This is a genomic window from Streptomyces sp. NPDC060028 (assembly GCF_042736725.1).
Taxonomy (GTDB): Bacteria; Actinomycetota; Actinomycetes; order Streptomycetales; family Streptomycetaceae; genus Streptomyces.
In genome coordinates this window covers 40,471-60,885 of the sequence record NZ_JBHWVJ010000023.1, presented here as the reverse complement: position 1 = coordinate 60,885, position 20,415 = coordinate 40,471, and the positions used below count along the sequence as shown (strand labels likewise).

At 73.1% G+C, this 20,415-nt stretch carries 20 protein-coding genes; 5 read left to right on the top strand and 15 right to left on the bottom strand.

The features are described 5' to 3' along the window. Positions 1 to 19: 19 nt before the first annotated feature. Entirely contained in the window at positions 20 to 847 is an 828-nt protein-coding gene (locus ACFWBF_RS14300; protein ID WP_385600332.1) for an enoyl-CoA hydratase family protein, read from the bottom strand. 122 nt (positions 848 to 969) lie between these two features. Between ACFWBF_RS14300 and ACFWBF_RS14295 the strand changes: the two genes are divergently transcribed. Beyond that, on the top strand, positions 970 to 1,431 hold the full coding sequence (locus ACFWBF_RS14295) for an ATP-binding protein (RefSeq protein ID WP_385600330.1): 462 nt from the start codon (positions 970 to 972) through the stop codon (positions 1,429 to 1,431). Between the two features lie 48 nt (positions 1,432 to 1,479). Here the strand turns inward: ACFWBF_RS14295 and argF are convergent, their stop codons facing one another. The 5 genes from argF to ACFWBF_RS14270 all read right to left on the bottom strand — a co-directional run bounded on the left by argF (position 1,480) and on the right by ACFWBF_RS14270 (position 8,615). Further along, complete coding sequence (argF, locus tag ACFWBF_RS14290; protein ID WP_385600327.1) at positions 1,480 to 2,490, bottom strand: ornithine carbamoyltransferase; 1,011 nt, start codon at positions 2,488 to 2,490, stop codon at positions 1,480 to 1,482. A gap of 87 nt (positions 2,491 to 2,577) precedes the next feature. Beyond that, the gene (locus ACFWBF_RS14285; protein ID WP_385600324.1) at positions 2,578 to 3,804 is read right to left on the bottom strand and encodes an arginine deiminase; all 1,227 of its coding nucleotides are present in this window, start codon (positions 3,802 to 3,804) and stop codon (positions 2,578 to 2,580) included. A 46-nt stretch (positions 3,805 to 3,850) separates the two neighbouring features. Continuing rightward, positions 3,851 to 4,357, bottom strand: a complete 507-nt coding sequence (locus ACFWBF_RS14280; protein WP_385600321.1) for a hypothetical protein — start codon at positions 4,355 to 4,357, stop codon at positions 3,851 to 3,853. 215 nt (positions 4,358 to 4,572) lie between these two features. Then, complete coding sequence (locus ACFWBF_RS14275; protein WP_385600318.1) at positions 4,573 to 7,128, bottom strand: polynucleotide kinase-phosphatase; 2,556 nt, start codon at positions 7,126 to 7,128, stop codon at positions 4,573 to 4,575. Further along, positions 7,125 to 8,615 (bottom strand): 3' terminal RNA ribose 2'-O-methyltransferase Hen1, encoded by a 1,491-nt coding sequence (locus tag ACFWBF_RS14270; RefSeq protein WP_385600315.1) that lies wholly within the window; start codon positions 8,613 to 8,615, stop codon positions 7,125 to 7,127. Before ACFWBF_RS14270 ends, ACFWBF_RS14275 begins: the two co-directional genes overlap by 4 nt. A 214-nt stretch (positions 8,616 to 8,829) precedes the next feature. Here ACFWBF_RS14270 and ACFWBF_RS14265 point away from each other — a divergent pair, with 214 nt between their 5' ends. Then, a complete protein-coding gene (locus ACFWBF_RS14265) occupies positions 8,830 to 9,252 on the top strand; it encodes a hypothetical protein (RefSeq protein WP_385600312.1) in 423 nt (140 codons plus the stop codon). A 10-nt stretch (positions 9,253 to 9,262) separates the two neighbouring features. Here the strand turns inward: ACFWBF_RS14265 and mmuM are convergent, their stop codons facing one another. Together mmuM and ACFWBF_RS14255 are read right to left on the bottom strand one after the other, a co-directional pair. Beyond that, positions 9,263 to 10,162, bottom strand: coding sequence for a homocysteine S-methyltransferase (mmuM, locus tag ACFWBF_RS14260; protein WP_385600309.1), 900 nt, complete (start codon positions 10,160 to 10,162; stop codon positions 9,263 to 9,265). A gap of 14 nt (positions 10,163 to 10,176) precedes the next feature. Continuing rightward, positions 10,177 to 11,100, bottom strand: a complete 924-nt coding sequence (locus tag ACFWBF_RS14255) for an LLM class F420-dependent oxidoreductase (protein WP_385600307.1) — start codon at positions 11,098 to 11,100, stop codon at positions 10,177 to 10,179. Between the two features lie 201 nt (positions 11,101 to 11,301). Here ACFWBF_RS14255 and ACFWBF_RS14250 point away from each other — a divergent pair, with 201 nt between their 5' ends. Beyond that, positions 11,302 to 11,505 (top strand): hypothetical protein, encoded by a 204-nt coding sequence (locus ACFWBF_RS14250; protein ID WP_385600305.1) that lies wholly within the window; start codon positions 11,302 to 11,304, stop codon positions 11,503 to 11,505. Positions 11,506 to 11,637: 132 nt separating this feature from the next. Here ACFWBF_RS14250 and ACFWBF_RS14245 read toward each other — a convergent pair whose 3' ends face one another. The 4 genes from ACFWBF_RS14245 to ACFWBF_RS14230 all read right to left on the bottom strand — a co-directional run bounded on the left by ACFWBF_RS14245 (position 11,638) and on the right by ACFWBF_RS14230 (position 14,319). Continuing rightward, complete coding sequence (locus tag ACFWBF_RS14245; RefSeq protein WP_385600302.1) at positions 11,638 to 12,123, bottom strand: DUF6099 family protein; 486 nt, start codon at positions 12,121 to 12,123, stop codon at positions 11,638 to 11,640. 123 nt (positions 12,124 to 12,246) lie between these two features. Next, positions 12,247 to 12,633: a nucleotide pyrophosphohydrolase gene (locus tag ACFWBF_RS14240; RefSeq protein WP_385600299.1), complete on the bottom strand. Its 387-nt coding sequence runs from the start codon at positions 12,631 to 12,633 to the stop codon at positions 12,247 to 12,249. Further along, positions 12,630 to 13,853, bottom strand: coding sequence for an ATP-binding protein (locus ACFWBF_RS14235; RefSeq protein ID WP_385600296.1), 1,224 nt, complete (start codon positions 13,851 to 13,853; stop codon positions 12,630 to 12,632). The genes ACFWBF_RS14240 and ACFWBF_RS14235 overlap by 4 nt, the downstream gene beginning before the upstream one ends. A gap of 67 nt (positions 13,854 to 13,920) precedes the next feature. Then, positions 13,921 to 14,319, bottom strand: a complete 399-nt coding sequence (locus tag ACFWBF_RS14230) for a cell division protein SepF (protein ID WP_385600293.1) — start codon at positions 14,317 to 14,319, stop codon at positions 13,921 to 13,923. A 172-nt stretch (positions 14,320 to 14,491) separates the two neighbouring features. Between ACFWBF_RS14230 and ACFWBF_RS14225 the strand changes: the two genes are divergently transcribed. Both ACFWBF_RS14225 and ACFWBF_RS14220 read left to right on the top strand, forming a co-directional pair. After that, a complete protein-coding gene (locus ACFWBF_RS14225) occupies positions 14,492 to 15,226 on the top strand; it encodes a DUF2470 domain-containing protein (RefSeq protein ID WP_385600290.1) in 735 nt (244 codons plus the stop codon). Between the two features lie 94 nt (positions 15,227 to 15,320). Then, positions 15,321 to 16,241, top strand: a complete 921-nt coding sequence (locus ACFWBF_RS14220; protein ID WP_385600287.1) for an NADP-dependent oxidoreductase — start codon at positions 15,321 to 15,323, stop codon at positions 16,239 to 16,241. A gap of 73 nt (positions 16,242 to 16,314) precedes the next feature. Here the strand turns inward: ACFWBF_RS14220 and ACFWBF_RS14215 are convergent, their stop codons facing one another. The 3 genes from ACFWBF_RS14215 to ACFWBF_RS14205 form a co-directional block, all read right to left on the bottom strand. Then, complete coding sequence (locus ACFWBF_RS14215) at positions 16,315 to 17,643, bottom strand: LLM class flavin-dependent oxidoreductase (RefSeq protein ID WP_385600285.1); 1,329 nt, start codon at positions 17,641 to 17,643, stop codon at positions 16,315 to 16,317. Between the two features lie 1,038 nt (positions 17,644 to 18,681). Then, a complete protein-coding gene (locus ACFWBF_RS14210; RefSeq protein ID WP_385600282.1) occupies positions 18,682 to 19,587 on the bottom strand; it encodes an ABC transporter permease in 906 nt (301 codons plus the stop codon). Then, the gene (locus ACFWBF_RS14205) at positions 19,584 to 20,414 is read right to left on the bottom strand and encodes an ABC transporter ATP-binding protein (protein WP_385600279.1); all 831 of its coding nucleotides are present in this window, start codon (positions 20,412 to 20,414) and stop codon (positions 19,584 to 19,586) included. The genes ACFWBF_RS14210 and ACFWBF_RS14205 overlap by 4 nt, the downstream gene beginning before the upstream one ends. Position 20,415: the final 1 nt, after the last annotated feature.

The window sequence follows — 20,415 nt, the reverse complement described above, 5'->3', positions numbered from 1 at the left end:
GGCGCCCGCGGTCACCGGGCTACCTGCCCTTCCACTGCGGCGGCCGTTTCCCGGTGAAGGCGGCGTGGAACTCCGCGTAGTCCGCGCCGTGCATCAGCAGGGCCTGCGTGTTGGCGTCCAGCTCCACCGAAGCGGCCAGCGGCATGTCGAGCTCGGCGGTCAGCAGCGCCTTGGTCTGCGCGTACGCGAGGGCCGGGCCCGCGGCGAGGTGTGCGGCCAGCTCGGCGGCCCGTGCGTGGGCCTTGCCCTCCTCGGTGACCTCGCTGAGCAGGCCGATCCGCTCGGCCTCGGCCGCGGGTACGGGTTCGCCCAGCATCAGCAGCCGGGTGGCGTGGCCGAGCCCGACGACCCGGGGCAGCAGGTAGGCGGCGCCCATGTCCCCGCCCGAGAGGCCGACCCGGGTGAAGAGGAAGGCGAAGCGGGCGGTGGGGTCGGCGATCCGGAAGTCGGCGGCGAGGGCGATGACGGCCCCGGCCCCGGCGGCGACTCCGTGCACGGCGGCGATGACCGGGAAGGGGCACTCGCGGATGGCGCGCACCACCTGGCCGGTCATCCGGTTGAAGTCGAGGAGCTGGGCGGTGTCCATCGCGAGGGTGGCGCCGATGATCTCGTCGACGTCGCCGCCGGAGCAGAAGCCGCGGCCCTCGCCTCCGAGCACGAGGGCGCGTACGGAACGCTCCCGGGACAGTTCGGCGAGCAGATCGCGCAGGTCGGCGTAGGCGCCGAAGGTGAGCGCGTTCAGCTTCCGGGGGCGGTCGAGGGTGACGGTGGCGACGCCGTCCTGCCGGTCCACCCGCAGGTGGCGCCACCGTTCGGTCGCTGGTGTGGAACCAAGGAAGGGGCTCACCCTCCCGAAGGTATCACTGGAACGTGACTGCCGTCACAGAAACGCGACAGTCGCTCGGCCGGGAGAGCTGGTCCCGCGCGGCTTCGGGGGCCCTGACGTCACGGCATTTCCGCTTCGTATGGTTGAAAGTAGAATTTCCCCCGACGCCCCCCGGAACGGACGGTCCCGCCTTGCCCGACCCCTCCGCCTGGCGGATCGCACTGCCCCACACGGCAGCCGCCGTACCCATCGCCCGCGCCCTCGTCCGTACCGCGCTGGCCGAGATCGAGGCGTCCGCCGACAGCGACACCGCGGAACTGCTGACCGCCGAGCTGGTCGCCAACGCCGTCGAGCACACCCCCGGTGAGGCCCCGATCGAGCTGGTCGTGGAGCTGCTGGCCAACGGCTGCCAGGTCGAGGTCCACGACGGCGATCCGCAGCCCCCCGCCGACCTCACCGCCCGCCCGGACGAGAGGCACCCCGACCCCTGGCAGGAGCACGGCCGCGGCCTGCTGCTGATCCGGACCCTGAGCTCCGCGTGCGGCCACCGCCGCACCGCGCACGGCAAGGCCGTGTGGTTCACCCTGCCCGCCCGCCCGGCGTGATCACCCGGCCCGAGCGGCCAAGGGGCCGAGGGGCACGGCCCCGCATGACTATGCGGCAGGCCCGGCCAGCAGGGCGACGAGCACGGCCTTGATGGTGTGCAGCCGGTTCTCCGCCTCGTCGAAGACGACCGAGTGCGCGGACTCGAACACCTCGTCCGTCACCTCCAGCGACTCCAGCCCGTGCCGCTCGTGGATCTCCCGGGCCACCTTGGTGCCGAGGTCGTGGAAGGCCGGCAGGCAGTGCAGGAACTTCACGTCCGGGTTCCCGGTGGCGCGCAGCACGTCCATGGTGACGGCGTACGGGGCCAGGGCCGCGATCCGCTCGTCCCAGACCTCCTTGGGCTCGCCCATGGAGACCCAGATGTCGGTTACGACGAAGTCGGTCTGGGCGACCCCCTCGGCGATCTCCTCGGTCAGCGTGATCCGGGCGCCGCTCGTCACCGCCAGCTCACGGGCCGCGGCCACCACCTGCTCGGCCGGCCAGTAGGACTTCGGCGCGACGATCCGTACGTCCATGCCCAGCAGCGCGCCGGTCACCAGGTAGGAGTTGCCCATGTTGAAGCGGGCGTCGCCGAGGTAGGCGAAGGCGATGCGCTCCAGCGGCTTGGTGCAGTGCTCGGTCATGGTGAGCACGTCGGCCAGCATCTGGGTGGGGTGCCAGTCGTCGGTGAGCCCGTTGAAGACCGGCACGCCGGCGTGCTCGGCGAGCTCCTCGACGGTGTCCTGGCGCTCGCCCCGGTACTCGATGCCGTCGAACATCCGGCCCAGTACCCGCGCGGTGTCCTTGACCGACTCCTTGTGGCCCATCTGGGAGCCGGAGGGGTCCAGGTAGGTGGTGTGGGCGCCCTGGTCGGCGGCGGCGACCTCGAACGCGCAGCGGGTGCGCGTCGAGGTCTTCGCGAAGATCAGCGCGATGTTCTTGCCCTGGAGGCGGCGCTCCTCGGTCCCGGCCTTCTTGGCCGCCTTGAGTTCGGCGGCGAGCTCGATCAGGCCGCGGAACTCGGCGGCGGTGAAGTCGAGCTCCTTGAGGAAACTGCGGCCGACGAGGTCGGTGGCCATGGGGACGCTCCAGAGTCACGGTGACAGGGGATGCTGGAAGTCTATACGATCCTATGCATTGATATACAGCCCCCTCAGGCCCCCCTGTCAGACGGCGTCCCGCTCCACCGGGCAGCTCATGCAGCGCGGGCCGCCCCGCCCCCGCCCCAGCTCGCTGCCCGGGATCTCGATCACCTCGATGCCCTCCTTGCGCAGGTGGGTGTTGGTCGTGACGTTGCGTTCGTACGCGACCACCACGCCCGGCTCCACGGCCAGCACGTTGCAGCCGTCGTCCCACTGCTCGCGCTCCGCCGAGTGCACGTCCTGCGTCGCCGTCAGCACCCGGATCGAGCCGAGGCCGAGCGCCGTCGCGATCGCCCGGTGCATCTGCTCCGGCGGGTGGTCGGTCACCTTGAGCTCGCCCGCCCCGTCGCCCGGCTCGATCGTGTAGGAGCGCAGCATGCCCAGGCCCGCGTACTGAGTGAACGTATCTCCGTCGACCATCGTCATCACCGTGTCCAGGTGCATGAACGCCCGCCGCTTGGGCATGTCCAGCGCCACGATCGAGGTCGCCGAACCGGCGGCGAACAGGCCGCGCGCCAGCATCTCCACCGCCTGCGGGGTGGTGCGCTCGCTCATCCCGATCAGCACGGCGCCGTTGCCGATGACCAGGACGTCGCCGCCCTCGATGGTCGAGGGGTAGTCGACCTGCCCCTGCGACCAGTAGTGGAAGGCCCCGGAGGAGGTGAAGAGCGGGTGGTGCTTGTAGATCGCCTCGAAGTGGACGGTCTCGCGCTGCCGGGCAGGCCAGCGCATGGCGTTGATGGAGACCCCGTCGTAGATCCAGGCGGAGGTGTCGCGGGTGAAGAGGTGGTTGGGCAGCGGGCCCAGCAGGAAGCCGTCGAGTTCCAGGACGTGGAAGCGGACCGACACCGGCTCGGCGTGCCGCTCCAGGAACTCCCGCTTGGTCATCCCGCCGACCAGCGCCTCGACCAGCTCGGCCGAGGTCAGCCCGTCGAAGACCGACCGCAGGTGGTCGGTGGCGAGCGGACCGTACTCCTTCTCGTCGAAGACCCGGTCCAGCACGAGGTGTCGCGCCTCCGGGATCTCCAGGGCCTCGCCCAGCAGGTCCCCGAAGAGGTGGACCTCGACGCCCCGGTCACGCAGCACGTCGGCGAAGCCGTCGTGCTCCTGGCGGGCCCGGCGCACCCACAGCACGTCGTCGAAGAGCAGCGCGTCCTTGTTGCTCGGTGTGAGCCTCTTCAGCTCCAGGTCGGGCCGGTGGAGGATGACGCGGCGAAGCCGCCCGGTCTCGGAATCGACATGGAATCCCATGCCGTACACGTTCGCAGACCGAGCGGCTTTTTGACGTGGCGTCGGCTCAGCGGGGCAGAGCGAGGCCGAGCAGGGCCGTCGGCGCACCGGTGAGCTCCGGGGCGATGACGCCCAGCTTGGGCGCCGTCACGTTCGGCAGACCGAAGTTGGAGCCGTCCGGCATCGTCAGCGGGGAGCCGATCACCGCACCCGGGGTCCGGGTGTGCATGGTCGTGGCCGGCGCGTCCAGGGAGCCCTCGCCGTCCGTCTCCGGCCTGCCGAGCAGGTTCGGCACCGGCGAGGTGACGAGGGTGTTGCCGAGCTCGGTGGCGATCGGGACGGTCGGGAGCAGCGGGGTGGGGAGCATGTCCCCCGTGTGATGGCGGGGGACTTCGGGCGCGCCGACGACCGGCACCGGAACCCCGGTGGCCACGCGCGGGGTGTCCACGCCCAGCGTGGTCTTCACGGCGTCGAGCGGGACCCCGACCGGCACCGCGTCCGCCACGGCCGGGGTGGCCGCACCGGCCGCGGCCATACAGGTCATGAGCGCCGCAATGCTTCCGCGCGCGGTCATCTTCATAGGTGATGTTCCGTCCTTCCAGGGTCGCGGACATTCCGCTGCCCTGGATGAACGATCCCGCCGGTGGTTTCCCCGGAGTTCCGGGCGAAAGTTCCCCCATACGACCTAATTAGCGGCCGTACGGGGGCCTCCGCTTTACGCGCGTGCGTCGTCTTGTGTCGTCCCGGTCGTACCGGTCGTCCCGGGTCGTCCCGCGTCGTCCCGCGCGGTCAGAGCCGCGGGTCGACCGGCTCCGACTCCAGGGCGAGCACCGCGAAGACGGCCTCGTGGACCCGCCACAGCGGTTCCTGCCCAGCCAGCCGGTCCAGCGCCTCCAGGCCGAGTGCGTACTCGCGCAGGGCGAGCGAGCGCTTGTGCCCGAGGAACCGCCCGCGCAGCCGCTCCAGGTTCTCCGGACGCGTGTACTCCGGGCCGTAGATGATCCGCAGGTACTCGCGTCCGCGCACCTTCACGCCCGGCTGGACCAGCCGGCCCTTGCCGTCCCTGGCGTACGCCTGGAGCGGCTTGACGACCATGCCCTCGCCGCCCGCGGCGGTCAGCTCCAGCCACCAGTCGGTGCCCGCCCGCACGGAGTCCTCGTCGGCGGTGTCCACCAGGATCCGGCCGGTGCGGCGCAGCAGGCCGGTGCCGGCGGCCTCGTCCGCGGCGACCAGCCGGTCCAGCCAGAAGAGCTGCTCGTCGTGCGGTACGGCCGCCAGCGAGCGCCCGGCCACGGCCAGCAGCTGGAACGGCGCGAACCGTACGCCGTCCAGCCCGTCGGTGGTCCAGCAGTAGCGCCGGTAGGCGTCGGTGAACCTGGCCGCGTCGGCGGACCGCTCGCGCTGGCGCTCCAGCAGCTCGCCGGTGTCGACGCCCCGGGCGGCGGCCGCCTCCAAGGCGGCGAGCGCGTCCGGGAAGACGGCTCGGGCGGCCGCGCCCACGGCGGCGTACTGGTTGCGCAGCAGTCCGGTGGACTTCAGCGACCAGGGCAGGAGTTCCCCGTCGATGAGCAGCCAGTCGGTGGCCAGCTCCTCCCACAGGCCGGCGTCGCCGACGGCCGAGCGCAGCCGGGCGAGTATCTCCTCGGTGACCTCCGGGTCCTTGAAGAAGGGCCGCCCGGTGCGGGTGTGGACGGAACCGGTCGGCCCCTCGACACCGAAGTGCTCGCGTGCCGCGTCGGCGTCCTTGCAGAGCAGGACGACGGCCCGGGAGCCCATGTGCTTCTCCTCGCACACGACCTGGGCGATGCCGTCCTTGCGGTACTGCGCGAAGGCCTCGGCCGGGTGCTCCAGGTAGCCGTCCTCGCCGGAGGTCGCGGTCGGCGCCATGGTCGGCGGGAGGTACGGCACCAGCCGCGGGTCCACCGCGAAGCGGCTCATGACCTCCAGGGCCGCCGCCGCGTTCTCCTCGCGCACGCTGACGTTGCCCAGGTGGCGGGTCTGGACGATCCGGCGCCCGGTGACGTCGGACAGGTCGAGCGGGCGGCCGTCCTGCCCGCCGGGTGCCTCGGCGACGAGCGGCCGGACCGGCTCGTACCAGACCTTCTCGGCCGGTACGTCGACCAGTTCGCGCTCGGGCCAGCGCAGGGCGGTCATCCGGCCGCCGAAGACGGCGCCGGTGTCGAGGCAGATGGTGTTGTTGATCCAGGCGGTGTCCGGGACCGGGGTGTGGCCGTAGACCACGACGGCCTTGCCCCGGTAGTCCTCGGCCCACGGGTAGCGCACGGGCAGGCCGAACTCGTCGGTCTCGCCGGTGGTCTCCCCGTACAGGGCGTGCGAGCGCACCCGGCCGGAGGTGCGGCCGTGGTACTTCTCGGGCAGCCCGGCGTGGCAGACCACCAGCCTGCCGCCGTCGAGGACGTAGTGGCTGACGAGGCCGCGGATGAACTCCCGCACCTCCTGGACGAACTCCTCCGGCTCCCCCTCCAGCTGCTCGATCGTCTCGGCGAGGCCGTGGGTCCGCTGGACCTTGGAGCCCTTCAGGTAACGGCCCAGCTTGTTCTCGTGGTTCCCGGGCACGCACAGGGCGTTGCCGGACTTCACCATGCCCATCACCCGGCGCAGGACGCCCGGACTGTCGGGACCGCGGTCCACGAGGTCGCCGACGAAGACCGCGGTGCGGCCCTCGGGGTGGGCTCCGTCCTCGTATCCGAGCTTGGCGAGCAGCGACTCCAGCTCGGAGGCACAGCCGTGGATGTCGCCGATGATGTCGAAGGGTCCGGTGAGGTGGGTGAGGTCGTTGAAGCGTTTCTCCAGCACCACCTCGGCCGACTCCACTTCCTCCGCGGAACGCAGCACGTGCACCTTGCGGAATCCCTCGCGCTCCAGGCCGCGCAGCGAGCGGCGCAGGTCGCGGCGGTGGCGCTGGATGACGGCGCGGGGCAGGCCCGCCCGGTCGGGACGGCCCGCGTTGCGCTCGGCGCACACCTCCTCGGGCAGGTCGAGGACGATGGCGATGGGCAGTACGTCGTGCTCGCGGGCCAGCTCGACGAGCCGGCGGCGCGACTCGGCCTGCACGCTGGTGGCGTCGACGACCGTGAGCCGGCCCGCCGCCAGCCGCTTGCCGGCGATGTAGTGCAGGACCTCGAAGGCGTCCTTGCTGGCGCTCTGGTCGTTCTCGTCGTCGGCGACGAGACCCCGGCAGTAGTCGGAGGAGATGACCTCGGTGGGCTTGAAGTGCCTGCGGGCGAAAGTGGACTTGCCCGATCCGGTGGCCCCGATCAGGACGACGAGGGACAGGTCGGTGACGGGAAGTGCGCGCGTTCGGTGGGTATCGGTGCCGGTCATGCCGCCTCGCCCTCCTTCGGGGTGTCGTTGGTGGTGGTGATGGTGGTGATGGTGGTGGTGAAAACGGCCATCTGGGTGGGCGGTCCGACCTCGGGGTCGTCCTCGCCGACGGGCGCGAACTCCACGCCGTAGCCGTACCGTTCGGCCACGCGGCCCGCCCAGGTGCGGAACTCCGCGCGGGTCCACTCGAAGCGGTGGTCGCCGTGCCGGACGTGCCCGGCGGGCAGGGTCTCCCAGCGGACGTTGTACTCGACGTTCGGGGTGGTCACCAGGACCGTGCGGGGCCTGGCCGAGCCGAACACCGCGTACTCCAGGGCGGGCAGCCGCTCCACGTCCAGGTGCTCGATGACCTCGCTGAGCACCGCCGCGTCGTAGCCCGCCAGACGCTTGTCGGTGTACGCGAGGGAACCCTGCAGGAGCCGGACGCGGGACCTCTGCCGCTCCCCCATCCGCTCCAGGCCCAGCCGCCTGGCCGCGGTGTTCAGGGCCCGCACGGACACGTCCATGCCGACGATCTCGGTGTACGCCGGGTCCTTCAGCAGAGCCTGCACCAACTGCCCCTGCCCGCAGCCCAGGTCGAGGACGCGGGCGGCGCCGGCGGCCCGCAGGGCGGCGAGGACCGCCTCGCGCCGGTGCACCGCCAGCGGCACGGGCCGCTCTTCGGTGTCCTTGGTTTCGTCCACCGCGTTGTCGAGCTCCTCGACCTCACTGCCGTCCACCTCGGCGAGGCGCACCAGCTCCAGCCGCTCCAGGGCGACCTGGGTCAGCCGCTTGTGGCGGGCCAGGTAACGGGCGGTGATCGTCGCGTTCTCCGGGTGCGCGGCGAGCCAGCCGTCTCCGGCGCGCAGCAGCTTGTCCACCTCGTCGGGGGCGATCCAGTAGTGCTTGGCGTCGTCCAGCACGGGCAGCAGGACGTACAGCTGCCGCAGGGCCTCGGCGAGCCGCAACTCCCCCTCCAGTACGAGCCGTACGTACCGGGAGTCGCCCCACTCCGGGAACCGCTCGTCGAGCACCACGGGACTCACCGTCACCGACGCCCAGCCGAGCGGGTCGAACAGCCGGTGCACCAGCGCCGCCCCGCCGCGCGCGGGCAGCGCCGGGATCTCGATCCGCAGCGGGCGCGCCTGCTCCGGCAGCTCCGGGCGGGCGGTGCACTGGCCCTTCAGCGCGCTGCGCAGCACCCCGCCGAGGGCCACCGCGAAGAGCGAGGAGGCGGCGTACGGCCGGTCGTTGACGTACTGGGCGAGCGCGGCGTCGGGCGCCTGGCCGCGGCCCTTGCCCTGACCGCGCCGCACGAGCGCGACGGGATCCACCTCCAGCAACAGGGCCGCCGTACACCGCTGCTCCGTGGCCTCGGGGTAGAACACATGGGCCGTGCCGTGGGAGGTGGAGAACGTCTGCGCCTTCCCGGGGTGCTTGTGCAGGAGAAAGCCCAGGTCGGTGGCCGGGTGCTCGGCTGTGCCGGTCGTGGAGATCGTCAGGAACATGCACCCGAGTATGTGTCGACCACCCCGGCCGGACCAACGCGTTTTGTGCGCTGGGGCGGGCCGCGGGCCGCCATGGAGGCCAACGGGCCGTCCGGAAAGGGGCGCAGGGGTGATGACGTATCCATCATGACAGGTCAGAGGGCGTTTTCGTAGGACGAAGGGCACAGTCGAATGCCCTTGTTTGGACCCCTGTGCGGCTTTCAGAATCTCCCTCATGAATCCCACGGAGAACATCAATCACGACGCCGTGCTGCGAGCCCGGGTGGCCCTGCTCGAATCGGGGACCGTGCCGGTCCGCCGTCAGGTCGCCGCCTATCGCGTTCTGGTCCAGGTGAGTCCGTTGGCCTATCTGCCCCCGCTGGCGGTCGCGTTGTTCGGCTACAGCCGCGAGGAGTTCACCCATCGGCCCGCGATAGCGCTGGCCCTGCGCGCCGAGTCCGTCGCCGCCGCGCGCCGGATGTGCGCACTGGAGCCCGAGCGGACCCAGTTGCTCCTCACCTCGCTGGTCCACTACCGCGAACAGCTGGTCCTCATGGAGCGGCCCGGGGAACTCGCCTCCGTGGAGGCGGAGATGACCGCGCTGGTCCAGTCGGGCGGCGGGAGGCTGAGCGTCCGCTGGGACACCAACGGCCGGTAGCGGCCCGCGGCTACCGTCCGGCGGCCAGTTCCGCAATGCGGGGCGGGCCGATGCGGCAGCAGCCGCCGATGAGGCGGGCTCCGGCGCGGCGCCAGGCGGCCGTGGGCCAGGGGGCCGGGGCCCGGGGGGCGTGCCAGGTCCGCGTGACGGCGTCCCAGACGGATCCGTCGTTGGGGTAGGCGAGCAGCGGCTTGCCGGTGACCGAGGCCGCCGCCTCCAGGGCGGGCAGGACGTCCTCGGGGTCACAGCAGTTGACCCCGAGGGCGATGACGCCGGGGGCCTCGGCGGCGAGGGCGAAGGCCTCGGGCAGGGGCTGTCCCGCCCTGGTGCGGCCGCCCGCGACGGTGTAGGCGAGCCAGGCACGGGCCCCCGTCTCGGCGAGGACGGTGAGCAGGGCCTCGGCCTCGGCCGTGTCCGGCACGGTCTCCATCGCCAGCACGTCGGGCGCTGCGCCCAGCAGCGCCTCGATGCGGGGCCGGTGGAAGGCCGCCAGCTCGCGCCGGCTCAGCCCGTACCGGCCCCGGTACTCGGAGCCGTCGGCGAGCACCGCCCCGTACGGGCCCACGGAGGCGGCCACCCACACCTCGTGGCCGGCCGCCCGGGCCGCACGGTCGGCCAGCCGTACGCTGCGCCGCAGCAGCGCGGTGGTCCGCGGCGGCCCGTACCCGTGCCGGTCGAAGGCCGCGTACCCCACCTGGTAGCTCGCGGTGATCAGCACCTCGGCGCCGGCCCGCGCGTACGCCGTGTGCGCGGCCGTCACCTGGTCCGGGCGCTGCGCGAGCACCCGGCCCGACCAGAGGTCGCCGGACAGGTCGCAGCCCTGGTCGGCGAGCTGATTGCTCAGCCCGCCGTCCAGGATCACGGTCCTGCGGGCCAGGGCCCCGGCGAGCGGGCCGGACGCGCGGGCCATCTTCCGGTCCCCTGTCAGCCGAGCCGGGACAGGACCTGGGCCGAGATCAGCTCCAGGTGGTCGAGGTCGTCGAGGTCGAGCACCTGGAGGTAGATGCGGGAGGAGCCGATGGCACCGTACGTGCCGATCTTCTCCACCACCTCGGCCGGGGAGCCGGCCAGCCCGTTGGCCTTGAGCTCGTCGACGTCGCGGCCGATGGCGGCGGCCCGCCTGGCCACCTCGGCGTCGTTCTTGCCCACGCACACCACCAGGGCGTTGGAGTAGACGAGTTCGTCGGCCCTGCGCCCGGCCTGCGCGGCGGCCTCGCGGACGCGGGCGAACTGGCGGCGGCTGTCCTCGATCGAGGCGAACGGCATGTTGAACTCGTCCGCGTACCGGGCGGCCAGGCGCGGGGTGCGCCGCGCGCCGTGGCCGCCGATCAGGACGGGCACCTTGGCCTGGGCCGGCTTGGGCAGCGCGGGCGAGTTCTCCACCTGGTAGTGCTTGCCGGCGTAGTCGAAGGTGGCGCCGGTCCCGGTGGCCCACAGGCCGGTGATGATGGCCAGCTGCTCCTCCAGCCGGGCCATCCGCTCCGCCGGGAAGGGAATGCCGTACGCCTTGTGCTCGTCCTCGAACCAGCCTGCCCCCAGGCCCAGTTCGACGCGCCCGCCGGACATCTGGTCGACCTGTGCCACCTGGATGGCCAGGACACCGGGCAGCCGGAAGGTGCCGGCCGTCATCAGCGTGCCGAGGCGGATCCGCTTGGTCTCGCGGGCGAGTCCCGCGAGGGTGATCCAGGCGTCGGTGGGACCGGGCAGGCCGTCCGCCGAGCCCATCCGCAGGTAGTGGTCGGAGCGGAAGAACGCGTCGAAGCCGAGGTCCTCGGTGGCCTTGGCGACCCTGAGGAGGCTGTCGTAGCTCGCGCCCTGCTGGGGCTCGGTGAAAATACGGAGGTCCATGCCTCCCATCCTGCCCCTTCCACCCCGGCCGGGTGAATCCGAGTCAACGGGCGGTCCACCCCGGGGCCCGCCAGTGACCAGCCCGGATGGGGATCGTTGCTCGGAGGGAGCCGGACCGCCCGGCCCGCGCGCCGGCGGCCCTTCGCCGGTGCGTCCACCGCCCCCTTCTGCCCCGGAAGGGCCAGGGCCGAGGAGGCCGCCATGTCCCAGGAGCCCGCGGTACCCGGCCAGGGCGCGCCCAAGGGGCTGCTCCAGCAGATGGAAGAGCTGATGGCGGCGCTGAACGCCGACCTCTCGCAGCTCGACGCCGACCTCCAGTCCCCCACGGACCGCACCGCCGCCGCCCCCCTGACCCCGGGCATCAGCACGCCGGAGAGCGAACGCCCCTCCTACCGGTCGTACTGACCGCACGGGTCCCGCCGCGCGCGGCGGGACCCCGCTCGAAGCGCCAGACCGCCCGGACCGCCCGGGCAACCCTCCGGACGCCGGCACCGCCGGACCCTGGCCCCACCTGGCTCGGGGCCGCGCCGCCGGGCCTCACGCGACGCCGGTCGCCGACCCCCGTTCGCGCACGGTCAGCCGGCGCAGGATCGCCCGTACCCGATCGCTCGACTCGTCGGCCGCGTCTATCGACTCGATGCACTGCCAGTACAGGCCTTCGTCGTCCGTCCCGCAGGCCACCCCGACCAGGGCTATGCCCACTTCGCCCAGCAGTGCCTGGAGTCCGAGCAGCGCCTGCCGGACGTCCCCCACCTCGGTCAGCTGCGCCGCCCGCGGCGGATGGTCCGGCGCGGCGCCCTCACCGAGCAGGGCCGCCCGGTCGAGCACCCCGCAGCCTCTGCCCCCTGCTTCACCCAGTCCCCGTGCCTCCGCTCTCAGCTCCGGCGGCCCGGTGATCGCCAGCCAGCCCCCTATCCCCTGCGCGAGGGCCTGTGCCTGCCAGGCCTCGCCCACGATGTCCCACGCAGCCCCGCTCTGTGCCAGCGCGTGCCGGCCGGCCGCGATGAGCCGTACCGCATCCATATGCCGTCCCCCGTCCGCACGACATCCGCCGTTCTCACCACTACCCAGAGTGAGGGCAACGAACCAGTAAAGCCAGGGGTATTCGGAAATCTGTGGACACAAACATGGTTGTGGACGACGCCATCACTCCGAAGAGTGACGATTCGGTGTCGAAGCCCCCGGCGCCGGGAAGCGGAGCTCGTTCCTCTCGATCTTCGCGGCGAGCGCATCCAGCACATCCACCCCGAGAACCTCACAGAATTGCAGCAGATACGCGAGCACATCGGCCACCTCATCGGCAACTCTGTGTGCGCTTTCCGGCTGTTCCATGATGCGGGCCGACTGTTCCGGCGTCAGCCACTGGAAGATCTCGACCAGTTCGGCCGCCTCCACGCTCAGCGCCACGGCCAGGTTCTTGGGCGTGTGGTACGGCTCCCAGCCGCGCGCCGCGGCGAACTGCGCGAGCCGCCGCTGGAGTCGGTCCAGCCGCTCGTCGGGCCGCGATTCGGGGGTGTCCCGCTCGTCGTTCATGCCGACAGGTCTACCACCGACACCCCCGGGATTTCCCGGGCGGCCGCCGCGCACGCCTCTTCCACCGACGCGACGAGGCGGACGTGGCCGCGCCCGCACGCCAGCAGGGCCAGCCGCAGCAGCTCGGCGGTCTGCCGCCGGTCCAGGTCCCGGTCGAGGCCGTCGGCCAGCACGGTCAGCGCCTGCCGCGCGGACAGCAGCTCGGCAGCCGGGTCCATGGCCAGCACCCCCGGCCCGGTCAGCAGGACCAGCGCCAGGGCCAGGAAGCGGAGTTCACCCGCGCCGAGCCGGCCCAGTTCGGTTCCCGGCCGGCCGGGGCCCCGGTCCAGCAGCGCCGTGACGAGGCCTTCCGTGGCAGTCCGTACGTCCAGCCCCGCCACCGGTCCCGCGCAGCCGGTACGGGCCGCCTCGGCCAGCAGCGTGTGGCGGGTACCGCACTCGCCGCGGGTGCGGCGCAGCACGTCGGCCAGGTTCGCGCAGTCACCCAGCAGGCGCCCCCACCCCGGCTGCACGGGCGCCCGCATCCGCTCCGGGCGGGGGTCGCAGGGGAACACCGAGCGCAGCGCCACCACCACCTGCTCGGCGGCGGCCAGCACCTGCCGCTGCCCGGCCGTGGCGCCGGCCACCCGCAGCGGGAGCATGGCCGTGCCGAGCCGGTCGTCGGGCAGCGGCGCCTTGGTGACGCCGGTCGCGCCGCCGGTCAGCCAGGCGGCCTGGACGGATCGCCGCCCGGGGTCGCGCAGGGCGGTGCTGAGCAGGACCTGTCCGTCCACCGAGAGCCGTTCGCCGACGATCCGCAGCGTCGGCTCGGCCTGGACTGCGAGGTCGAGCCGGACCGGCCCGACGGGCCCGTCGACCGTGCAGCCGATGCGGAAGCCGCGCCGCCGCTCGGCGTCGGGCACGGCACGGTCCGGGATCAGGGCCCGCGCATCCGGCCAGACCTGCTCCACGGTGGCGCCGGAGCCCAGCACGGCGAGGGCCTCGTAGGCAGCCAGGGCCTGGGACTTCCCGCTGCCGCTCGGCCCGGTGAACAGGGTGACGGGCCCGAGCGGGAAGACGGCGGCGCGGTGCGAGGCGTAGGCGGAGAGCCGTAATCGCGTCACCGCGGGCCGGTGGTGGACCGCGGCGTCCGCCGGCGCGACCGGGGCGGCGGCGTCCAAGGCGGTGGCGTCCGAAGTCGTGGCGTCCAAGGCGGTGGCGTCCAAGGTGGTGGCGTCCATGCGCCGGACGGTACGGCCCGCCGGACCCCTCCTGGGCCCGCCGAACCGTTCCCTCGCCGCGACCTTCCTACGATCGGGGGACGGCCGCGGCCGCGATTCCCTCGACCTCGGTGCCGACGGGCGCCAGCAGGAAGACGTTGCGGTCGACCCGGTGCATCCCGCTGCCCAGCCCGAAGACCACGCCGCTGCTGAAGTCCAGGATCCGCTTCGCCACTTCGCCGTCGGCGCCGGTGAGGTCGAGCAGCACCGGGATCTGCGCGATCAGGTACTCGGCCACCTCCCGGGCGTCCGCGAAGACCTGCACCCGGATCACCACGAAGCGCCGCTGCTGCTCCGCCGCGGACGCTCCGGGCGCCGTGGGGATCGTGCGGTGGTCCACCCGGGATGGCCATTCGTTGCGGCTGCGCAGGGGGACCACCTGGGCGAGCCCCTCCCACTGCTCGTCGGTGACGTCGTACCTGCTCACCGGGCCGCCTCGGCCGTGCGCTTCATGTGCATCCCCCCATCCTCTCGTGTTTCACCCGTTCAGCCCAACAGCGACACGAGGCACCTGTCACCTCGTCCGCTGCCCCGGAACGCGAGGGATGAGTTAGGTTAGGCATACCTAAGTATCCACTCGGGACGATGGAGAGACCCCCATGCGCCTGTCCGGCCCCCCTGCCACCCCGGCCGACCGCCCCGTGCCCGGCGCCTCCCGGCCCAGCGATGCCGAACGGGTGCGCTCGGTCCTGGCGGCCGCCCACTCCATGACCGTGGTCACCGACGGACTGCGCACCGAGGTCCGCCACCTCGACGGCACCGATCCGCTCGGCCGGCTGCACCTGCACCTGCACCCCGCCGAGCCGGGCGGCCACGGCGAGCACCGGCCGGCCATCCGGCTGGAGTTCACCGACGTCGCCCCCACCCCGGTACGCGACCGGGTGCGCGCCCGCGCCACGCTGCTCGGGCGTCTGCTGACCCCGTACGACGACCAGGGCGCCGACTCCACCTGCGTGGAGTTCCGCCGGGCCGTGCTCGAGACCGCGGACGGCCGCTCGTACGTCGGCCTCGACGAGCTGGACGCCGCCCGCCCCGACCCACTGGCCCCCTACGAGGCCGGCATGCTCACCCATCTCCTCGACGACCACGCCGAACTGGTCACCCTCCTGCTGCGCCTGGTGCGGCCGGCGCCCGTCACCGCGGTCGTCCGGGCGCTTCCGGTCGCCATGGACCGGTACGGGATCACCCTGCGCCTGGAGGAGCGCCGCGGGCACCGCGACGTACGGCTGCCGTTCCCCTCGCCGCTCGACGACGTGGAACAGTCCGGGGCGCAGATCCAGGCCCTGTTCAGCGCGGCGCGCCGGCGCTCGCACCGCAACACCCTGCCGGCGTGAGGCAGGGCGCGCTGGCCGCCGCGGAAACGGGGCTCCGCGGAAAGGGTCGCTGGGATGCGGAATAGCCGTCCGCGGCGCCTCGTTTGAGACGATCATGAAGGCAATCACTTACAGCGCATACGGAACTGCAGACAACCTCACGCTCGTTGACGTCCCGGAGCCGAAGGTCGGCCCCGGCGAGGTGCTCGTCCGCGTCAAGGCCGCGGGCGTCAATCCGGTGGACTGGAAGCTCGCCGCCGGCTACCTCGACCCGATCCTGGAGGTCCGCTACCCCGTCATACCCGGCTGGGACGTGGCCGGCGTCGTCGAGGCCGTCGGTGCGGACACCTTCGACCACGCCGTCGGCGACGAGGTGTACGGCTACGTCCGCAAGGAGTGGGTCGAGCTCGGTACCTACGCCGAACTGGTCTCCGCCCCCGTCCGCACCCTCGCGCGCAAGCCTCGCGGGCTGACCTTCGAGCAGGCCGCGGGCATCCCGCTGGCCGGCCTCACCGCGTACCAGTCGCTCACCCGGGTGGGCCTCAAGGCGGGCGAGACCGTGCTCATCCACTCCGCCGCCGGGGGCACCGGATCCTTCGGCGTCCAGATCGCGGTCGCGCTCGGCCTGCGGGTCATCGGCACGGCGGGCGCCCACAACCACGACTACCTGCGCTCCCTCGGCGCCGAGCCGGTCCTCTACGGGGAGGGCCTGGCGGACCGGGTGCGCGAGCTGGCCCCCGAAGGCGTCGACGCTGGACTGGACTTCTACGGGGACGGGGTCGTCGAGACCCTCCAGTCCCTCGTCAAGGACCGCGGCCGGGTCGTCTCCATCGCCGATTACGAGGCCGCCGCCAAGGGCGCCCACCAGCTGTGGGTACGCCCGGACACCACCGACCTGACCTTCCTGGCGGAGCTGGCGCAGGAGGGCAGGCTCACCGTCAACGTGGAGCACGCGCTGCCGCTCGCCGAGGCGGCCAGGGCCTGGGAACTGAGCGCGGCGGGCCGCACCCGCGGCAAGATCGTCCTGACGGTCTGATGGACGCACGCGCGGCGGCGCCGCCGGAGCGCACGGCTCCGGCGGCACCGCATCGGTGGCACGGCCCCCCGGCCTACCCCGCGGCGGCGAAGCGGTTGGCGGGGCGGGGCAGGCCGTAGTTCTCGCGGAGGGTGCGGCCCGTGTACTCGGTGCGGAAGAGGCCGCGGCGCTGCAGGAGCGGCACGACGTGGTCGACGAAGTCGGTGAGTCCGGTGGGCAGCACGGGCGCCATGATGTTGAAGCCGTCGGCGGCTCCCTGCGTGAACCAGGTCTCCAGCTGGTCGGCGATCTGCTCGGGCGTCCCGGCGAAGACGCGGTGGCCGCGGCCGGCGCCGAGCCGGGCGATCAGCTCGCGCAGCGTGAGGCCGTCGCGGCGGGCGAGTTCGGCGACGAGGGTGAAGCGGCTCTTGTTGCCGTTGATGTCCCGCTCCTCGGGCAGCTCGGGCAGCGGGCCGTCCAGGGGGTGGCCGCTCAGGTCGACGCCGAGCATGCCGGAGAGCTGGGCGAGGCCGTACTCCGGGACCTGGAGGTCGGTGAGCTGCTGCTCCAGGGCCTTGGCCTCGGCCTCGGTGGAGCCGATGACGGGGGCGATGCCGGGCAGGACGAGCAGATCGCCCTCGGCGCGGCCGTACTTCGCGAGGCGGGACTTGAGGTCCTTGTAGAAGGTCTGGCCGTCGGCGAGGGTCTGCTGCGCGGTGAAGACGGCCTCCGCGTACTGCGCGGCGAACTCCTTGCCGTCCTCGGAGGAGCCGGCCTGGACGAGGAGCGGGTGGCCCTGCGGCGAGCGGGGCACGTTGAGCGGGCCGGCGACGCCGAAGTACTCGCCGCGGTGGGCGGCCGGGTGGAGCTTGTCGGTGTCGGCGTAGATGCCGCGCTCCTTGTCGAGGACGATCGCGTCGTCCTCCCAGCTGTCCCAGAGCTTGGTGGCGACGTCGAGGAACTCGCGGGCCCGGTCGTAGCGGAGGCGGTGCTCCAGGTGTTCGTCGCGGTTGAAGTTGCGGGCCTCGTCGACGGTGCCGGAGGTGACGATGTTCCAGCCGGCGCGGCCGTTGCTGATGTGGTCGAGGGACGCGAACTTGCGGGCGGTGTGGAAGGGCTCGTTGAAGGTGGTGGAGACGGTGGCGATGAGTCCGATGTGCTCGGTGACGGCGGCGATGGCGGAGAGCAGGGTGAGCGGCTCGAAACCGCCGAGGGCGTTGTAGCGGGCCTTGCCCCAGAGGGCGAGCCCGTCGGCGAAGAAGATCGAGTCGAGCCGCCCGCGCTCGGCGGTGCGGGCCAGTTCCTGGAAGTACCGCAGATCGGTGACGCGCTCGGGAGCACTGTCCGGGTGCCGCCAGGCGGCATCGTGGTGCCCGGCGTTCATGAGGAAGGCGTTGAGGTGCAGGGTCCGGGGTTCGGGCATGACGGTTCCTTGTGAGTCGACGGGTCGCTGCGCCGGTGCGCTGCGCTGGCGGTGACGGTTGGACGGGTCGCTGCGCCGGTGCGCTGCGCGGCCGGTGTGCCGCGGGGCGGTGACGGTTGGGCGGGCGGGCCGCTGCGCGGGTTCGCTGCGCGGCCGGGTCGCTGCGCGGGCGGTGTGCCGCGCGGGCGGTGTGCCGCGCGGGCGGTGTGCCGCGCGGGCGGTGACGGTCCCGGGGTGGTGAGCGGTACGTGGACGTGGGCGGTTCGGCGGTGGTGCACTGCGGTGGCCCGGCGCCGCCGGGGGCGAGGTCCGGCCGCCTTCGGTGGCGGGGCTGCACGGGGCCGGCCCTGCGGGCGCAGCCCCTGGGCGGGTGCGTACCCACCGGGGCCGGGTGGAAGGTCCCGCCCCTGGGGGCGGGTTGGCCACCCGGCCGGCCCGGGGCCGCCACCACCCCGTGGGGGTTGCCCCGGCGGGCCCGGTGGGCGCCCCCGCCAGGCGGGGGTTTGCCCCGGCGAGCGCGAGCCACCGCCTGCCGGGGCCGGGGGCCACCCCCGGCGGACACCCCCCGGGCGGGAGCCACCCCCAGCGGACCCCCCGGGCGGGGGCCGTCCCCCGCGGACACCCCCCAAGCGGGAGCCACCCCCGGCGGACACCCCCCCAGGCGCGACCCCGGGTGGCGGACACGCCCCAGGCGCGACCCCGGTGGGGGACACCCCCCGGGCGGGGGCCGTCCCCCACCGCCGTCCCCCACCGCGGTCGCGTACCCGGCCGGGCCGTGGGCACGGGGCCCGCCCGCAGGCGGGGAGCTTGCCCCGACGGGACCCGATGGCGCGGCCGCCATCCAGGGGCGGAGGCCGCTGCCCCGGGCCGGGGGCTTCCGCCCGAGGCCGGGGGCTTCCGCCCGAGGCCGGGGGCTTCCGCCCGAGGCCGGGGGCTTCCGCCCGAGGCCGGGGGCCGCCCGAGGCCGGGGGCCCCCCGGGGGCGACATCCCCCGGGCGGGGGCCGGCCCCCGGCGGGGCCGGCCTGGGGTGCGGTGGGTCAGGAGGGGGGGCGCCAGAGGCTCAGGCGGCGTTCTATCGCGACCAGCAGTTGGTTGAAGGCCACGCCGATCGCCGAGATGGTCACGATGCCCGCGTACATCTGCGGGATCGCGAAGTTGAACTGCGAGGCGTTGATCAGGTACCCGAGGCCGGCCTTGGCGCCGATCATCTCCGCGGCCACGAGGACCAGGATGGAGACGGCGCCGGCGAGGCGGATGCCGGTGAAGATGGCCGGAACCGAGGACGGCAGGATCACCTTCTGGAAGAGCCGCGGGGTGGACAGGTCCATCGAGCGGGCCAGTCGCACCAGCGTCGGGTCCGCGTTGCCCACCGCGCTGATGGTGTTGAGCAGGATCGGCCAGACGCACGCGTAGACGACGATCGAGACCTTCGAGGTCTCGCCGATGCCGAGCAGCAGCACGAACACCGGGAGCAGCGCGAGGGCCGCGGTGTTGCGGAACACCTCCAGCAGCGGGCCGAGCAGCGCCGCGACCGGGCGGTACCAGCCGATCAGCAGCCCGAGCGGGACCGCGACGACGACGGCGATGCCGAAGCCGCCGAAGGAGCGGACCAGGCTGGCCCGGGTGTGCTCGGCGAGCTGGCCGTCGGCCGCCAGTTCCCACCAGGCCTTGGCGACCTCGCTCACCGGCGGGAGGAAGGTCGCGTCCACCAGGCCGAGCCGCGGCGCCGTCTCCCACACCACGAGCAGCGCGATGATCGCCGCCGAGCGCAGTGCGGCTGCCCGCAGCCACCGCGCTGTCGTTCGCGCCGCGACGCGGGTGGGCTTCGGGGCCTTGGGCCGCTCCTTTGGCGCCGCCGCGCGGGCGGGGACCCGTACCTCCTCGGCTTCGGCCGACGCCAACGCCGTGGCCGGGGCGGGGGTGATGTCGATTCCGGTACTCATACGGAGGCCTCCTCCTTCTCCAGTTGCTGGGCGCGGGCCACCTCGTCGTGGAGCAGGGTCCAGATCTCGTGGCGATAGCGGGCGAACTCCGGGCTGGAGCGCAGGTCTTCACCCGTCGCACCGGCGGCACGGTCCCCGAACGACACCGGGACGACCTCCTTGACCCGGCCGGGGCGGGAGGTGATGACGGCCACCCGCTGCCCGAGGTACACGGCTTCCTCGATGCCGTGCGTGATGAACACGATCGTCTTGCCGGTGCGCTGCCAGATGCGGCGCAGCTCGTCCTGGAGGGACTCGCGGGTCTGCGCGTCGAGTGCGGCGAACGGCTCGTCCATCAGCAGCACGTCCGGGTCGTACGCCAGCGAGCGCGCGATCGCGACCCGCTGGCGCATGCCGCCGGACAGCTCGTGCGGGTGGCGGTCCTCGAAGCCGGTGAGGCCGACCAGGTCCAGGAACTCCCTCGCCTTCGCCGTTCGTTGCCGGCGCGGGACACCGGTCGCCTCCAGGCCGAATTCGATGTTGCCCAGGGCGGTGCGCCACGGCAGCAGCGCGTACTGCTGGAAGACGATGCCCCGGTCCAGCCCCGGCCCGGTGACCGGCTTGCCGTCGAGCAGGATCCGGCCGGACGTCGGGAGGGTCAGGCCGCCCAGCAGGTCGAGGAGGGTGGATTTGCCGCAGCCGCTGGGGCCCACGACGACCGTGAACTCACCGGTTTCGATCTCCAGGTCGATGCCGTCGAGGGCGGTGAACTGCCCGCCGTCGGGGCGGCCCTTGGTGTTCTTCGTCGGGAAGGTCTTGGTCACTTCCTCGAACACGATCTTCGCCATG

Excerpts from the sequence above, each read along its gene's own strand:
- argF (WP_385600327.1), bottom strand. The coding sequence starts at position 2,490 with ATGGCCACCGACCTCGTCGGCCGCAGTTTCCTCAAGGAGCTCGACTTC.
- ACFWBF_RS14285 (WP_385600324.1), bottom strand. The coding sequence starts at position 3,804 with ATGGGATTCCATGTCGATTCCGAGACCGGGCGGCTTCGCCGCGTCATC.
- ACFWBF_RS14280 (WP_385600321.1), bottom strand. The coding sequence starts at position 4,357 with ATGACCGCGCGCGGAAGCATTGCGGCGCTCATGACCTGTATGGCCGCG.
- ACFWBF_RS14275 (WP_385600318.1), bottom strand. The coding sequence starts at position 7,128 with ATGACCGGCACCGATACCCACCGAACGCGCGCACTTCCCGTCACCGAC.
- ACFWBF_RS14270 (WP_385600315.1), bottom strand. The coding sequence starts at position 8,615 with ATGTTCCTGACGATCTCCACGACCGGCACAGCCGAGCACCCGGCCACC.
- ACFWBF_RS14265 (WP_385600312.1), top strand. The coding sequence starts at position 8,830 with ATGAATCCCACGGAGAACATCAATCACGACGCCGTGCTGCGAGCCCGG.
- mmuM (WP_385600309.1), bottom strand. The coding sequence starts at position 10,162 with ATGGCCCGCGCGTCCGGCCCGCTCGCCGGGGCCCTGGCCCGCAGGACC.
- ACFWBF_RS14255 (WP_385600307.1), bottom strand. The coding sequence starts at position 11,100 with ATGGACCTCCGTATTTTCACCGAGCCCCAGCAGGGCGCGAGCTACGAC.
- ACFWBF_RS14250 (WP_385600305.1), top strand. The coding sequence starts at position 11,302 with ATGTCCCAGGAGCCCGCGGTACCCGGCCAGGGCGCGCCCAAGGGGCTG.
- ACFWBF_RS14245 (WP_385600302.1), bottom strand. The coding sequence starts at position 12,123 with ATGGATGCGGTACGGCTCATCGCGGCCGGCCGGCACGCGCTGGCACAG.
- ACFWBF_RS14240 (WP_385600299.1), bottom strand. The coding sequence starts at position 12,633 with ATGAACGACGAGCGGGACACCCCCGAATCGCGGCCCGACGAGCGGCTG.
- ACFWBF_RS14235 (WP_385600296.1), bottom strand. The coding sequence starts at position 13,853 with ATGGACGCCACCACCTTGGACGCCACCGCCTTGGACGCCACGACTTCG.
- ACFWBF_RS14225 (WP_385600290.1), top strand. The coding sequence starts at position 14,492 with ATGCGCCTGTCCGGCCCCCCTGCCACCCCGGCCGACCGCCCCGTGCCC.
- ACFWBF_RS14220 (WP_385600287.1), top strand. The coding sequence starts at position 15,321 with ATGAAGGCAATCACTTACAGCGCATACGGAACTGCAGACAACCTCACG.
- ACFWBF_RS14215 (WP_385600285.1), bottom strand. The coding sequence starts at position 17,643 with ATGCCCGAACCCCGGACCCTGCACCTCAACGCCTTCCTCATGAACGCC.
- ACFWBF_RS14210 (WP_385600282.1), bottom strand. The coding sequence starts at position 19,587 with ATGAGTACCGGAATCGACATCACCCCCGCCCCGGCCACGGCGTTGGCG.
- ACFWBF_RS14205 (WP_385600279.1), bottom strand. The coding sequence starts at position 20,414 with ATGGCGAAGATCGTGTTCGAGGAAGTGACCAAGACCTTCCCGACGAAG.